Annotated in this window: 16 protein-coding genes; 12 read left to right on the forward strand and 4 right to left on the reverse strand. The window is 44.1% G+C overall.

From position 1 onward, the window contains the following. Positions 1–170 precede the first annotated feature (170 nt). Genes D7Y06_RS27065 through D7Y06_RS11995 form a run of 4 tightly spaced genes read left to right on the forward strand, consistent with a single transcriptional unit; the run spans position 171 to position 3,057 of the window. The gene (locus tag D7Y06_RS27065; protein ID WP_243119288.1) at positions 171–494 is read left to right on the forward strand and encodes a hypothetical protein; all 324 of its coding nucleotides are present in this window, start codon (positions 171–173) and stop codon (positions 492–494) included. Between the two features lie 13 nt (positions 495–507). Further along, complete coding sequence (locus D7Y06_RS11985; RefSeq protein ID WP_243119290.1) at positions 508–1,272, forward strand: glycoside hydrolase family 43 protein; 765 nt, start codon at positions 508–510, stop codon at positions 1,270–1,272. 32 nt (positions 1,273–1,304) lie between these two features. Beyond that, positions 1,305–2,810 (forward strand): alpha-N-arabinofuranosidase, encoded by a 1,506-nt coding sequence (locus D7Y06_RS11990; RefSeq protein WP_199714698.1) that lies wholly within the window; start codon positions 1,305–1,307, stop codon positions 2,808–2,810. A 4-nt stretch (positions 2,811–2,814) separates the two neighbouring features. Further along, positions 2,815–3,057, forward strand: a complete 243-nt coding sequence (locus D7Y06_RS11995; RefSeq protein ID WP_120408038.1) for a DUF6171 family protein — start codon at positions 2,815–2,817, stop codon at positions 3,055–3,057. A gap of 46 nt (positions 3,058–3,103) precedes the next feature. Here the strand turns inward: D7Y06_RS11995 and D7Y06_RS12000 are convergent, their stop codons facing one another. Continuing rightward, positions 3,104–4,027: an ArsR/SmtB family transcription factor gene (locus tag D7Y06_RS12000; RefSeq protein WP_120408039.1), complete on the reverse strand. Its 924-nt coding sequence runs from the start codon at positions 4,025–4,027 to the stop codon at positions 3,104–3,106. A 450-nt stretch (positions 4,028–4,477) separates the two neighbouring features. On the opposite strand from D7Y06_RS12000, the gene D7Y06_RS12005 reads away from it, so the two are divergent. The 6 genes from D7Y06_RS12005 (at position 4,478) to arfA (ending at position 8,180) form a co-directional block, all read left to right on the forward strand. Next, the gene (locus tag D7Y06_RS12005) at positions 4,478–4,690 is read left to right on the forward strand and encodes a hypothetical protein (RefSeq protein WP_120408040.1); all 213 of its coding nucleotides are present in this window, start codon (positions 4,478–4,480) and stop codon (positions 4,688–4,690) included. Next, positions 4,668–5,072: a hypothetical protein gene (locus D7Y06_RS12010; RefSeq protein WP_120408041.1), complete on the forward strand. Its 405-nt coding sequence runs from the start codon at positions 4,668–4,670 to the stop codon at positions 5,070–5,072. The genes D7Y06_RS12005 and D7Y06_RS12010 overlap by 23 nt, the downstream gene beginning before the upstream one ends. Further along, the gene (locus D7Y06_RS12015) at positions 5,051–5,533 is read left to right on the forward strand and encodes a carbohydrate ABC transporter permease (protein WP_330566439.1); all 483 of its coding nucleotides are present in this window, start codon (positions 5,051–5,053) and stop codon (positions 5,531–5,533) included. The genes D7Y06_RS12010 and D7Y06_RS12015 overlap by 22 nt, the downstream gene beginning before the upstream one ends. Further along, positions 5,497–5,682 carry a hypothetical protein gene (locus tag D7Y06_RS27940; RefSeq protein WP_330566440.1) on the forward strand — a complete coding sequence of 62 codons (186 nt, stop codon included), beginning with the start codon at positions 5,497–5,499 and terminating at the stop codon, positions 5,680–5,682. Before D7Y06_RS12015 ends, D7Y06_RS27940 begins: the two co-directional genes overlap by 37 nt. 1 nt (position 5,683) lies before the next feature. After that, positions 5,684–6,553, forward strand: coding sequence for a carbohydrate ABC transporter permease (locus D7Y06_RS12020; RefSeq protein ID WP_120408042.1), 870 nt, complete (start codon positions 5,684–5,686; stop codon positions 6,551–6,553). A gap of 115 nt (positions 6,554–6,668) precedes the next feature. Further along, positions 6,669–8,180 carry an arabinosylfuranosidase ArfA gene (gene arfA, locus D7Y06_RS12025; protein ID WP_120408043.1) on the forward strand — a complete coding sequence of 504 codons (1,512 nt, stop codon included), beginning with the start codon at positions 6,669–6,671 and terminating at the stop codon, positions 8,178–8,180. Between the two features lie 34 nt (positions 8,181–8,214). On the opposite strand, the gene D7Y06_RS12030 is transcribed toward arfA, so the two are convergent. Together D7Y06_RS12030 and D7Y06_RS12035 are read right to left on the reverse strand one after the other, a co-directional pair. Next, a complete protein-coding gene (locus D7Y06_RS12030; protein ID WP_120408044.1) occupies positions 8,215–8,472 on the reverse strand; it encodes a TIGR03905 family TSCPD domain-containing protein in 258 nt (85 codons plus the stop codon). 29 nt (positions 8,473–8,501) lie between these two features. Continuing rightward, positions 8,502–9,554 (reverse strand): acyltransferase family protein, encoded by a 1,053-nt coding sequence (locus tag D7Y06_RS12035; protein WP_120408045.1) that lies wholly within the window; start codon positions 9,552–9,554, stop codon positions 8,502–8,504. 157 nt (positions 9,555–9,711) lie between these two features. Here D7Y06_RS12035 and D7Y06_RS12040 point away from each other — a divergent pair, with 157 nt between their 5' ends. Both D7Y06_RS12040 and D7Y06_RS12045 read left to right on the forward strand, forming a co-directional pair. Beyond that, positions 9,712–11,082, forward strand: a complete 1,371-nt coding sequence (locus tag D7Y06_RS12040; RefSeq protein ID WP_120408046.1) for a GDSL-type esterase/lipase family protein — start codon at positions 9,712–9,714, stop codon at positions 11,080–11,082. 3 nt (positions 11,083–11,085) lie between these two features. Continuing rightward, a complete protein-coding gene (locus tag D7Y06_RS12045; RefSeq protein WP_120408047.1) occupies positions 11,086–11,832 on the forward strand; it encodes a 3'-5' exonuclease in 747 nt (248 codons plus the stop codon). Here the strand turns inward: D7Y06_RS12045 and D7Y06_RS12050 are convergent. Further along, positions 11,768–12,400 carry a hypothetical protein gene (locus tag D7Y06_RS12050; protein WP_120408048.1) on the reverse strand — a complete coding sequence of 211 codons (633 nt, stop codon included), beginning with the start codon at positions 12,398–12,400 and terminating at the stop codon, positions 11,768–11,770. The two genes, D7Y06_RS12045 and D7Y06_RS12050, sit on opposite strands and share 65 nt — an antisense overlap. Between the last annotated feature and the right edge of the window lie 220 nt (positions 12,401–12,620).

The raw sequence follows: 12,620 nt of genomic DNA on the forward strand, positions 1-12,620 counted from the left end.
TAGTACTTAATATAAAAGAATGGCGTGATGGCCATTTTTTTGTGCTCCGCAGTTTAGTTTTAAAAAAAATAAAGTACTTTAACTAATATTAAAGAAACCTATTGCCAAGTGGGAAGGGATTTGTTATAGTATAAATGTGATGAAAAATCAGCAAAAAGCAACCGATTTTTGTGAAAAAAGGAGAAGGCTATGAAAAAAAGGAATATAATTATTCTTGCAGCAGCGGGAATTCTGTGCGCAGCCGGCGTGGGGCCGTTGCTTTCAATGCGGACAAGATTTTCCCGGAAAAGATTGACAGCGATTTTTCTGTGAGCTACGAGGGCATTACGGCAAAGAGCATAGATGCGGGAGTCAGTGTCCATGACCCTTCCATCATAAAAGGAGAGGATGGAAGATATTACATATTTGGTTCCCATATGTCCGGGGCAGTGACAGACGATTTGAAAAATTGGGAGTCTATCGGAGACGGGGCTTCCTATCCACCCGGAAAATGATCCGGAAAATAATGTGGACACATATTATGGCAAACGTCTTTTGGGGGGAGGCCACAAATCCATTGAAGGGCCTTATATTATGTATGATGCAAAGAGTGATTACTATTATCTGTTTGTATCTTACGGTGCCCTCACCAGAGAAGGAGGGTATCAGATTCGTGTGTTCCGCTCTAAAACACCGGACGGAGATTATGTGGATATGAACGGAAACACGCCCTGGGCAAAGGATAAGGACCATGCGGGATTTGGCCTGAAGCTTTCCGGCAATTACATGCTGCCAAGTTTGGAGCAGGCCTATATGGCAACGGGGCACAACTCGGCTTTTGCAGATGACGATGGCAGGGAATATGTGGTGTTCCATACCCGCTTTGAGAAAAGAGGGGAGGAGCATGAGCCTAGAGTGCACCAAATGCTTCCAAACGAGGAGGGATGGCCCTGTATGCTGCCCTACGCCACAGAAGATGAGACGGTATCGGAGACAGGATACGATAAAGAGGAACTTGTGGGAGAGTATTTTGTGATAAACCAGGGGAAAGAGATAAACGAAAAAATTGCCAAACCTTACAAACTGGTGCTGTCCAAACGGGGAAAAGTTTACGGAAAGGACGTGAAGGGAACCTGGGAGGCAAAAGATAACAGCTATTATATGAATATTACCATAGACGGTGTTTCTTACAGCGGCGTGTTCTGTAAAATGAATGACGAGGCGGGGACAGAAGTGATGTCATTTTCTGCCGCAGGGGACAATGAGAGCCTTTGGGGCGTGAAATATGAATAAAAATCAGCAAAAAAAGACAGGAGGAAAACAATATGGCAAAATTGGTAATCAACGATAATAAGAAACTGGGCAGAATTGAGCCGGAGATTTACGGACATTTTTCCGAGCATTTGGGAAGGTGCATCTATGAGGGAATTTATGTGGGAGAGGATTCTCCTATCCCTAATAAAAACGGGATGCGCACTGACGTGGTGGAAGCGTTAAAGGAGTTAAAGATACCGGTGCTGCGGTGGCCGGGGGGATGTTTTGCAGACGAATACCACTGGAAAGACGGCATCGGACCCAAAGAGGGAAGGAAAAAAATGGTGAACACCCATTGGGGAGGGGTTGTGGAAGATAACAGCTTCGGAACTCATGAGTATATGGAGCTGTGCAGCCAGTTAGGATGTAAAACTTACGTGAACGGAAACTTAGGCAGCGGAACCGTGCAGGAAATGTCGGAGTGGGTGGAATACATGACATTTAGCGGGGTAAGCCCCATGGCGGATATGCGGAAAAAGAACGGCCATGAAGAAGCCTGGAGCGTGGACTATTTTGGCGTGGGCAACGAAAACTGGGGATGCGGGGGTAATATGACCCCGGAGCACTATGCCAATGAGTACAGGCGTTACCAGACTTATGTTCGCAATTATAACGAAGAGAAACCCATAAAGAAAATCTGCTGCGGGCCTAATGTGGAGGACTATTTCTGGACCAAGGGTGTTATGGAGACGGCATTCTCCCATGCAGAGCAGTTTGATGGATTTATGAACGGTCTGTCCCTTCATTACTATGTCCACCCGGAGGGCTTTGAGATAAAGGGAAGCGCTACGGAATTTGACGCAGAGGCGTGGTACAAGACCCTGGGAAAAGCCCTGTTTATGGACACATTAATCACCCGTCACGGGGCGATTATGGACATGTATGACCCACAAAAGAAAGTGGCAATGATTGTGGATGAGTGGGGAACATGGTTTACTTGTGAGCCGGGGACAAATCCTGGATTTTTGTATCAGCAAAATACGGTAAGGGACGCATTGGTGGCAGGAATCACATTAAATATCTTTAATAAGCACTGCGACAGGGTAAAGATGGCTAATCTTGCCCAGATGGTAAACGTGCTTCAGGCAGTGCTTCTTACCGAGGGGGAGAAAATGGTGAAGACTCCCACATACCATGTCATGCATATGTACCGTCATCACCAGGGGGCCAGCCTTTTGGCCAGCGAACTGACAGATGCGGAGTATATCGGCACGGAAGAATGGAAAGTGCCCAAAGTGACGGAATCTGTATCTTTGGGAGAGGACGGGGTGATTACCGTAACTTTGAACAATCTTTCCATAGAAGAGCCGGAGAAGGTGGAAATGCTCCTTGCGGGAGAGGGATATCGAGTTTTGGAAGCAAAGATTGTAACCGGGGCTGATTTGCATGATTACAATGATTTTGATGCACCGGAAAAAGTGACGGAGAAGGATTTTAAAGAATATAAAGAGATGGGAAGAGGCTTTGAACTTACCCTTCCGGCGGGTTCTGTAGTGGAAATCCGTCTGGCAAGATAGAAAAATGGCTTCTGTTTGTAAAAAATGTCTGCTTCGGGAAATGGCACAGGCGGACCAGAACATGATTGCCCGGTATAAGGCGGCGATAAAGAAAGAGGATGCGGCGGAGGAAGAACTTTATGAGAAAAGGCTTTCCATCTGTAAATCCTGCGAAGCTTTAAATGCGGGCACCTGCTTAAAGTGCGGGTGCTATGTAGAACTTCGGGCGGCGGGGAAAGTGAGCCGCTGTCCGGCAAAAAAGTGGTGAAAAACAGACGGCATAATGGATATGCCGTCTGTTTTTATGTGCACCGTTAAGTATCATTCATGGGAGAATAGTAAAGCCTTACCTGAATATCCTGACCGTAGTTTCCAAAACTTTTTCCAAATAAGGTTAAACCACCCACATGGTCCGCATCTTCCTCTATGGCCATTTTAAGCCTTAAGGAACTGCGGTAATCCAGATTAAAATCATTAATGGTAACATCAGAAATTTTTAGTCCGTCAATAAAAGTTCCTTTTTTATTTATAATAATTAATTTTAAAAGCCCGTACTGGTTCCAGTTTGGGGGCCACCACTCCGGGGTGAAAATCCCCTTGACGTCACCGAAATCTCCGGGAGAAGTCCAGGTTCCAATACATATGTCATTGAGATAAAAACGGATATCAGAGGGCCAGTTCTCATTGATGCCCGGGGCTTCCGAACTTAATTCACAAGATATATAAATCTGGTTAATGCGGTTTTGCCCTGGAATAAAATTAGGGATGACATATTCCACATAACCTTTGGAAAACCAGAGGATGTCCGCATTATACCGGCTGGGATGCTCAAAATACCTGGGGTCATCCACTTCTCCGATTAAAGTGTGGTCTGTGGCCAGTCCGCAGGTAGGGGATATCTGATAGTTGGAATAATGTCCTATTTTAATTTCCGTATGGTAGACATTTTCAAAGTCTTCGGATTTTTCCAGTTCCACTAAAATTTTGTCCTGAATAATGGAACAAATTTTTTGATTTCCATGTCCCGCAGCTTCACCAGATGCGGTGATTAGTCCGCAGCTTTCCAATTTTTTAATATGGTTGGTTAAGGCACCGTTGGTAATATTCAATCTGGAAGCCAGTTCGTTCATGTTGATGTTATTTTCTTCCAGCAAAATATTAAGGATTTCGATTCGTACATCGGAGCCTAGGGCCTTAAAAATTTCCAGGCCTTCACTTAGGGAAGTGATGTGCAGCAAAGGATTCACCTCTTCTTTCTCTTCTGACTTTCAAACGAAAGGGAAACTATATTAATTATACGAAAAACAATAGGGAATGTCAAAGTGTTTTCAATTTAGCTTTAGAATCAGTGTTTAAATGGCAATAAAAAATATAATATTTTCTATGCCTATTCTAAATATAAACAAAAACAAAAAATATTTTAGAAAAAATTAAAAAATATAAAATAACTGTTGACATTTTAAAAAGATAACTGTGCAATATAACCATAAAGAAATCAAAAAAATGTGCAATCTGACGAACTCACCAAATTATGGTAAAATTCGGTTGTGTGCAATTTTTTTAAAGAGGGTTTCTTTTAAGGTTTAACTAAATTATTTTGGTTAAAAATCAGGAGGAAAAGGAGAAAAAAGTATGAAGAGAAAAGTTTTAAGTGCAGTGCTTTGTGCAGCAATGGCAACTTCCTGATCATGGCATTACAGACCGGGGACGGCGCACCGGATTTATGTGATATCGAGCGCAGCCAGTTCCCCAACTTTTTACAGGGTGAGCCCCAGTTGTACGCTTTAAATGATGCACTTGCGCCTTATCAGGCAGACCTGGTAGAGTCCCGTTTTGACATTTACGCAAAAGACGGCACCTACTACGGAGCGCCTACCCATGTTGGAGCTACACAACGGTGAAGTGACAATGACAAGTGTTGACACAGGCGGAACCGACTGGTTATGGGTTGCAATGGCAGAGCATGGCGAGGACTACACAGATGCAGACGGAAAAGTAACTGTTCCGGCATCCTGGGAGAAAATGCTTACCATGCAGCAGGGATGGATCAACGACGGTCTTGCAGTTGTTTCCCCAGACGGACAGCTTGACACAGAGGGCGGACGCCAGATCATCATGGATCAGAAGATTGCTTCCTTCCCCAAGGCACTTTGGTATATGAACCGTTTCTTATCCTATTCTAACGGCGAACTTGACACAATGGATGCACCAGGAAAATGGGCTATCGCTCCCTGTCCGGTATTTGAAGGATCCCGTTTCCAATGTTGTTTGCGGTTCTTATAGACAGTAATCTGGTAAAGGCTTCCGGTTTCTGGAAAGCGGTTTTATACCTTCCTTCCCTGACATCCGTTGTTATTTCCGGTATCCTTTTCCGGTTGATGTTTACCGAGTATCCCACCAGCCAGATGAATAAGCTTCTTGTATTCTTTGGACAGGAGCCGATGGCATGGCTGAAAAACGGCACCACGGCTATGTTTGCGCTACTGCTTTTGGCCTGTTGGCGGTGGACCGGGGTAAATATGCTTTACTTCCTTTCCGGATTAAAGGGAATTGATACCTCCCTCTATGAATCTGCAGAGATTGACGGCGCCAATGGATGGGAAAAATTCCGCTACATAACCATTCCTCTTTTGAAACCCACTACGATTTATGTGTTGACCATCAGCGTGTATGCCGGACTGGCAATGTTCTTAGAGTCCTACATGTTATGGCAGGAAACACTTCGCCGAAGAATATCGGTCTGACCATTGTAGGTTATCTGTACAAACGTGGTATTGAGAAGAACCAGCTTGGCTACGCATCCGCCGTAGGTCTTGTGCTGCTTGTCATTGCACTGGTAATCAATATTGTACAGTTGATATTGAACGGAACATTCAAGAAGGAGGAGAGGTAATATGGGAAAAAAGAATAAAGGCGGCATGGTAAGACGCAATCCGTTTGCTTCTATATTGGCGACACTTCTGTTTGCAGTGCTGGGATTTTTAGTAATCTTCCCGGTTCTGGCAGGGGCTCTGGCATCTTTTAGACCCGGCGTGGAGCTGCTTCGAAGAGGTTTGTCCATCAACTTAAACTTCTCCACGATGAATCTTGACAACTGGAAGCTGTTGTTTACCAAAAACGCATCTTCTCAAAAGTATTTCATGTGGTTTAAAAACAGTATGGTGCTGACATTGGTTACCGTAGTGCTTACTTTAATTATCTGTTATTTTGTGGCATACGGACTTTCCATGTATGAGTATAGGTTAAAGAACCTGCTGTTCTTTTTGGTAATCGCAACCATGATGGTTCCCTTTGAAATCTTAATGCTCCCCCTGTACCGGGAAATGATGAGCTTAGGGTTAATGAATACTGCAGCCGGAGTTATTTTACCGGGACTCTGCGGGGCCTCCACCATATTCTTTTTCCGGCAGTATATGATTGGACTGCCAAAAGAACTTTTGGATGCGGCCAGAATTGACGGCGCTACAGAGTATGGGATCTGCTTAAAAATCATGCTTCCCATTACAAAACCGGCATTTGCTTCCATGGCAATTTTAAGTACCATGGGTGCATGGAATAACATGCTCTGGCCCATGATGGTGTTCCGCGATGCAGATAAATTTACACTGCCTATCGGTTTAAATACTTTGCTGACACCTTACGGAAATGACTATGATCTTCTGATTGCAGGCTCTATGTTTGGAATTATTCCTATTTTTGTAGTGTTCCTGTGCTTCCAGAGATACTTTATTGAAGGTATGACAGTGGGTGCAGTAAAAGGTTAATTATCATTCAGATTTGGAAAGATAATATAGGTAAAGTCTGGGAATTGTTTGATACAGGAAAATGCTGATAAAACAATTCCCAATTTTTTAAAATAATGTATGGGAGGAAAGTACTATGGCGCAAAAAACAAAAATGATTGTGGACAAAGATTTTAAAATCGGAGAAATTGACAAAAGGGTGTACGGCTCCTTTATTGAACATCTGGGAAGGGCGGTTTACACAGGAATCTATCAGCCAGGGCACGTATCTGCCGCTGAAGAAGGGTTTCGGAAAGATGTGATTGAGTTGGTGAAGGAGCTTGACGTTCCAATCATCCGTTATCCGGGAGGAAATTTTGTCTCCAATTTTTTCTGGGAGGACAGCGTGGGGCCGAAAGACCAGCGGAAAAAACGTCTTGACCTGGCCTGGCGTACTATGGAGAGCAACGAAGTGGGGCTGGGGGAATTTGCCCACTGGTGCGACAAAGTAAACTCTGAGATGATGATGGCGGTAAACTTAGGCACCAGAGGTACAAAAGATGCCTTGAATCTCTTAGAGTACTGCAATTTAAATACCAACAGCTATTATGCGGATTTAAGGAGAAAGCACGGCAGGGAAAATCCTTATAATGTGAAAGTATGGTGCCTGGGGAACGAGATGGACGGTCCCTGGCAGGTAGGGCACAAAACAGCAACGGAATACGGCAGGCTGGCGGCTGAAACGGCAAAGGCCATGAAGATTATGGATGACTCTTTAGAATTTGTGGTGTGCGGAAGTTCCAATGTGGATATGCCTACCTTTCCCCAGTGGGAGGCGTCTACCTTAGAGGAAGCCTATGAGTATGTGGACGATATCTCCCTGCACCAGTACTACGGCAATGCCAAAAACGATACCGCCGATTTCTTTGCAAAAACCCAGGATTTGGAGATATTTCTTCATAGTGTAATCGCCACCTGTGATTTTGTGAAAGCGAAAAAGCGCAGCAATAAGAATATCAATTTAAGTTTTGACGAGTGGAATGTATGGTATCACACCAACCAGTCCGACGATGAGGAGATGAAAAAACGTCCCTGGCAGACAGCTCCCCATCTTCTGGAGGATATCTATACCTTTGAGGATGCAATTTTAAACGGTCTGATTTTGATTACGTTCTTAAAACATGCGGACAGGGTGAAAGTGGCATGCCTGGCCCAGCTTGTCAATGTAATTGCACCTATTATGACAGAGACAGATGGCCCGGCCTGGAGGCAGACTATCTTTTATCCTTTCCTCCATGCATCCAAATACGGCAGGGGCACGGCTCTTACTCCTGTGATTTCTACAGGCGTGCATGATACCGCCAAACATGAGAATGTGACGGATATAGAGGCGGTGGCCGTTTATAATGAAGAAAAACAGGAAGTGACAATATTTGCCGTAAACCGCAACACAGAGGAGGATATTTTCTTTGAAAGCGATATGCGGGGCTTTGAAGGGTATAAGGTGAAAGAGTATCTTGCCTTGGAAAGCCAGGATATGAAAATTGTGAACGGTGCCGGGGCAAGTCCTGTGACACCCGTGGAAAAGAAGAATTATGTGATGGAGGACGGAATCTTTACAGTGGAGATGAAAAAATGCTCCTGGAATGTGATTCGGTTTGGGGTTTAAAAAAAGGGAGTCTCTCAGTTGAGAGGCTCCTTTTTTAGGAATTGCTCTGTTCTAAAGCTTCCCGGCAGGCCTTTGCAAGCTGGTCGCCGCAGGAAGTGCTTTTAAATCCGCACTGTATCCCTTTGATGCGCTGTTCCACTTCCTCCACCGTCATGCCCTCCACAAGCCTTGGGATGGCCTGGAGGTTGCCGTTGCACCCTCCTGTAAACTTTACGTTGTGGACAACATTGCCCTCCAGTTCCAGTTCAATTAAGGTGGAACAGGTTCCTTTTGTGTGGTATGTGTATTTCACGGTAAGACTCCTTTCTATAAAAAATGTATCTATGTTTCCGGTATAAAAAACTTCTGCAGGCTTTGGAAAAATTTCGTCTTAAGAAACGCCTGATTCAGATAGGTACAAATCCCTGCAAAGATGTAGATGACCACAAAGGTTACAATTAAAAGTCCAAATTCGTGGAGTACAGTAAGCTCATAATTGTCAAACATGTGAAGGACCTGGCTCATCACTACATGCTGCAGTAAGAATATGGCGTAGGATATTTTACCGGTATAGCGGAAAAATCCGGTGACAGCCCCTATTTGCATCACATATTTTCCTATGGTGTAAAGTGCCAAAAACAGTGTGATGTAGATGGCCTGCACAACCAGGAAGGAATCTATGGGAATATGCACCAAAAGCAAAAACAGCGCACAAATTCCTGATAATATTCCAAGCCAGAGTTTATCTAGCATTTCCCGGTGCGTCATAAACATCATTCCAAGCCAGAAGGCAAAGAGACAGGTGATTAAATTCCGTTCCCTCTGAATCATAAAGATAGACGGAGACCAGTGGAGAGCAAGAGTGCCTGCGCCTAAAACTAAGGTGGTGATAATCTGGCAATGGCTGATGCACCAGGTGAGCACCGGGTATATGAGGTACAAAAGCACCAAAGCCCCTAAAAACCATTCCCCGATGCGGTAGTAATTTTCCGGGAAACGGTAGGACAGATAGCCGTCCATGCCAAAGAGGGTTAAAACCATGGATTTTGGATTTCCATTGTAAAACAGATTGTGCCGTTCTGCTGCCCGCTGATAAAAGAGAAAAAGCCATATCATGTAAAACATGGGAAAAATGCCCTTAAATCGGCTGAAATAATATTTTTTTAAATCTTTTGCCCGGATTCTCTCGTGGTTGTAGATGAGAGAGGCCCCGGAGAGCATAAAGAATATATTCACACTTGTGCTCTCACCCCAGACGCCGTTGGCATGTTCATAGAGCAGGGGGAAATCTGCAAACTGAGGGGTGCTGTAGCAGATTCCTGCAAAATGGTAAATCACAATAATAAATGCTGTGATGCTCCTCATAAAATCAAAGGAATCGATGCGTTCTTTCATAATATATTGCTCCTTGAAAATTCTTTTGTATAATATTGTACCATACTATGGAAGAAAAAAAGAAAAAAACACAAAAAATTCATATATTATTTTGAATGTGGAAGATGTTGTGTTATAATAGAACAAATAATCAGTTTGGCACATAGGAGAATAAAGTATGAGAGGAAAAAAATCAGATTGGGGAAAACGCACGGTAGTATTCTTGCTGGCATTTATAGTTGCAGCATTTTCCGGGGGGAGTTTGACGGCTTTTGCCGGGGATACCACCACCATTACGGGAACGATTACGGATCCTGCGGACACGCCGGGGGAGCCGGAACCTCAGCCAGAGTATTCACTGAGCAAAACCAGCCTTACCATGGCTCCCGCCACCACCAGCACTTTGAAACTGAAAGGCGTATCCGCCACAAAGGTAAAGTGGAAGAGCAGCAAAAAGACGGTTGCCACTGTGGATAACAAAGGCAAGGTGACAGCCCGGGCAAAGGGGACGGCGGAAATTAGAGCTGTCTACCAAGGAAAGACTTATAAGTGTAAAGTAAGTGTAAAGTATAAAACTTACACGGCAAAAGACGGTATCACCTACAAAGATGTCAAGGGTGATTTTGGCCGCACAGGGCGCTGGTTTAAGAAAAGTATCGCCGGGGGAAAATATTATTTTACCAACACCGGGGGAAGCGCCATCTATTTTAAGGTTACAGGAAGCAAGTATATCAATGTAAATTTTGTGCAGAAAATCGGTGTGGCGACTCCCTATTTTGCCTACTCTGTGGACGGGGAGGCCATGAAACGCCAGAAGATAAACAACAGTAAAATCAGCGTGGGCAATACAAAAACCCACTATGTCCGTCTTGTTGTGGATGCCATAGCAGAGCAGGAGAACCGCTGGGGAGAATCCGGTGTGGGGATCAAGAGTATAAAACCGGTTACGAAAGAAGGAGTGGTGACGGCCATACAGCCCCAAAATCCCACGGTTGCCTTTTACGGTGACAGTATCACCGAGGGGGTGAGGGCATTAAACATGGCGCTTCTGCCCTCCGGGACCAGTGCTACCCACAGTTATGCCTGGTATTGCGCCGAACAGTTGGATATGATTCCTTACTATGCCGGGTACGGCGGTTCCGGTATCGTTAAAACAGGCTCATTTAACACCTGTTATAACGCCATCACATCATTTTCCTCCGGCAGGAAAGCGGAAAAGTTTGATGCAGATGTGATTGTGGTGGAGCACGGCACTAATGATGTGGATGTGAGCGGTTCCGTATTTACCAGTGAGTACAGGAAGGTTTTGACAAAGCTTCACAGCGACCATCCGAAGGCGTACATTATGGCCATGATTCCCTTAAAGCAGCGACATGCCCAGGATATCAAAGATGCTGCAAAAGGGTTAAAATATGTTACGGTGGTAGAGACGGCATCCTGGGGAATTTCTTATACAGACGGCCTGCACCCCAATACAGAAGGGGGCAAGGTTATGGGAAAGAACCTTGCAAAGAAAATAGCATCAAAAAGAAAGGCAGTTTTAAAGTAACAGATGGTTACAGATTATATAGCAGTAGATTTAGAAATGACGGGATTAAATCCCAATAGAGACAGAATATTGGAAATCGGAGCAGTGAAAGTGCTGGGTGGGGAAGTGAAAGATACCTTTTCCCACCTGGTGAATCCCAAGATCCCGGTCAGCGAAACTGTTGTAAAGCTGACCGGGATTTCTAATGAGATGGCAGGGCTTGCCAGGGACATAGATGAAGTGATGCAGGAATTTTTAGCCTTTGCCGGGGAATTTACCTGGGTTGGCCACAATGTAATATATGATTACGGCTTTGTAAAACAGTGGGCGGTAAACCATAATATCCCATTGGAAAAAAGGGCTGTGGACACATTAAAAATTGCCAGAAAATGTTTGGTTTTCCCGGAAAAAAAATCACTGGATTCCCTGTGTATGTTTTACCACATTGAAAGGGAAGAAAGGCACCGGGCTTATATGGACGCCCTGGCCGCCCACAGGCTGTATGAAATTCTAAAGAAGGAGTTTTATGAGGGGGAGAAAGAACTGTTCTTGCCCCGGGAACTTCAATATCACGGAAAAAAGCAGACAAAAGCTACTCTTTCCCAAAAAAACTACTTGAAGGAATTGTCAGAATATCATAAAATAACTATTGATATACCGATAGAGGAACTTACAAGGAGCGAAGCTTCCAGGCTGGCAGATAAAATTATTCGCCAGCATGGGAAGATTCCAGATGCTTTAAGACATAGGAACGGAAATTTTCATCCATAGCGTCCAAGGCAGCATAGATGCCTGATATTTTTTCCGGGCATCCATTTTTCTGATAAAGTTCTGCCAGGAGAAGATAAATCTGGCTGATATCGATTTGCAGGGAAGACGCATATTCCAAAACAGTGATGGCTTCTCTTGAAAAGCCAAGGTCCGAGAGCCCCTTGGCATACTCTAACAGCGTCAGGGAGAGGGCGTGGTAATTGTCGTCGCATTCCCAGAGCGTGTCCAGGTTTGCCGGGCCGTACATCATTTTCAAATCGGTATTGGATTTATCCGACAAGTCAAGGATTTGCTTTTGGGACAGCTCTGTTAAGGTGTCCTCCAGTATTTTTATAGAAGGATCCTGTGTTTTGCCCATAGGGAGAAGGGATAAATCCAAAACCATGTAGTCCAGATGTGAAATATCCTGTTTCCTCGTGGAATTGGCTAGGCGCTCCCGCTCAAAAAAATCTTCCATAGTTTTGGATTGGGAAGATTTGTGTTTGTGGCGGCTGTGGGCGATGAGTGAGCCCACAATGAGAAATAAGGGCAGTCCGATTGGGATGCTGATATGTTTTAAAAAATCCATGGCGTATCCTTTCTGTAACAGTAGTTTTATATAAAAGAGGTGATAAATATGATTAATTTTTTTAATTCCAAAAGAAACCGTACCATTGCAGGGGTGATTGTAATTATCCTGATTGTGTGCATGGTTTTAACTACTATTTTATCTGTTTTCCTGTAAAATACAACATTATAGTACAAATATACAGAAATAAAGAAATTCTGTCAATTATATTCGTGGATAT

It is taken from the genome of Roseburia sp. 1XD42-69 (assembly GCF_003612565.1).
In the GTDB taxonomy this organism is placed as follows: Bacteria; Bacillota; Clostridia; order Lachnospirales; family Lachnospiraceae; genus Roseburia_B.

Bases quoted from the DNA above. Each gene is read 5' to 3' on its own strand.
- D7Y06_RS11990 (WP_199714698.1), top strand. From the start codon at position 1,305: ATGGCAAAATTGGTAATCAACGATAATAAGAAACTGGGCAGAATTGAG.
- D7Y06_RS11995 (WP_120408038.1), top strand. From the start codon at position 2,815: ATGGCTTCTGTTTGTAAAAAATGTCTGCTTCGGGAAATGGCACAGGCG.
- D7Y06_RS12005 (WP_120408040.1), top strand. From the start codon at position 4,478: ATGGCATTACAGACCGGGGACGGCGCACCGGATTTATGTGATATCGAG.
- D7Y06_RS12010 (WP_120408041.1), top strand. From the start codon at position 4,668: ATGTTGGAGCTACACAACGGTGAAGTGACAATGACAAGTGTTGACACA.
- D7Y06_RS12015 (WP_330566439.1), top strand. From the start codon at position 5,051: ATGTTGTTTGCGGTTCTTATAGACAGTAATCTGGTAAAGGCTTCCGGT.
- D7Y06_RS27940 (WP_330566440.1), top strand. From the start codon at position 5,497: ATGGCAGGAAACACTTCGCCGAAGAATATCGGTCTGACCATTGTAGGT.
- D7Y06_RS12020 (WP_120408042.1), top strand. From the start codon at position 5,684: ATGGGAAAAAAGAATAAAGGCGGCATGGTAAGACGCAATCCGTTTGCT.
- arfA (WP_120408043.1), top strand. From the start codon at position 6,669: ATGGCGCAAAAAACAAAAATGATTGTGGACAAAGATTTTAAAATCGGA.
- D7Y06_RS12035 (WP_120408045.1), bottom strand. From the start codon at position 9,554: ATGAAAGAACGCATCGATTCCTTTGATTTTATGAGGAGCATCACAGCA.
- D7Y06_RS12040 (WP_120408046.1), top strand. From the start codon at position 9,712: ATGAGAGGAAAAAAATCAGATTGGGGAAAACGCACGGTAGTATTCTTG.
- D7Y06_RS12045 (WP_120408047.1), top strand. From the start codon at position 11,086: ATGGTTACAGATTATATAGCAGTAGATTTAGAAATGACGGGATTAAAT.
- D7Y06_RS12050 (WP_120408048.1), bottom strand. From the start codon at position 12,400: ATGGATTTTTTAAAACATATCAGCATCCCAATCGGACTGCCCTTATTT.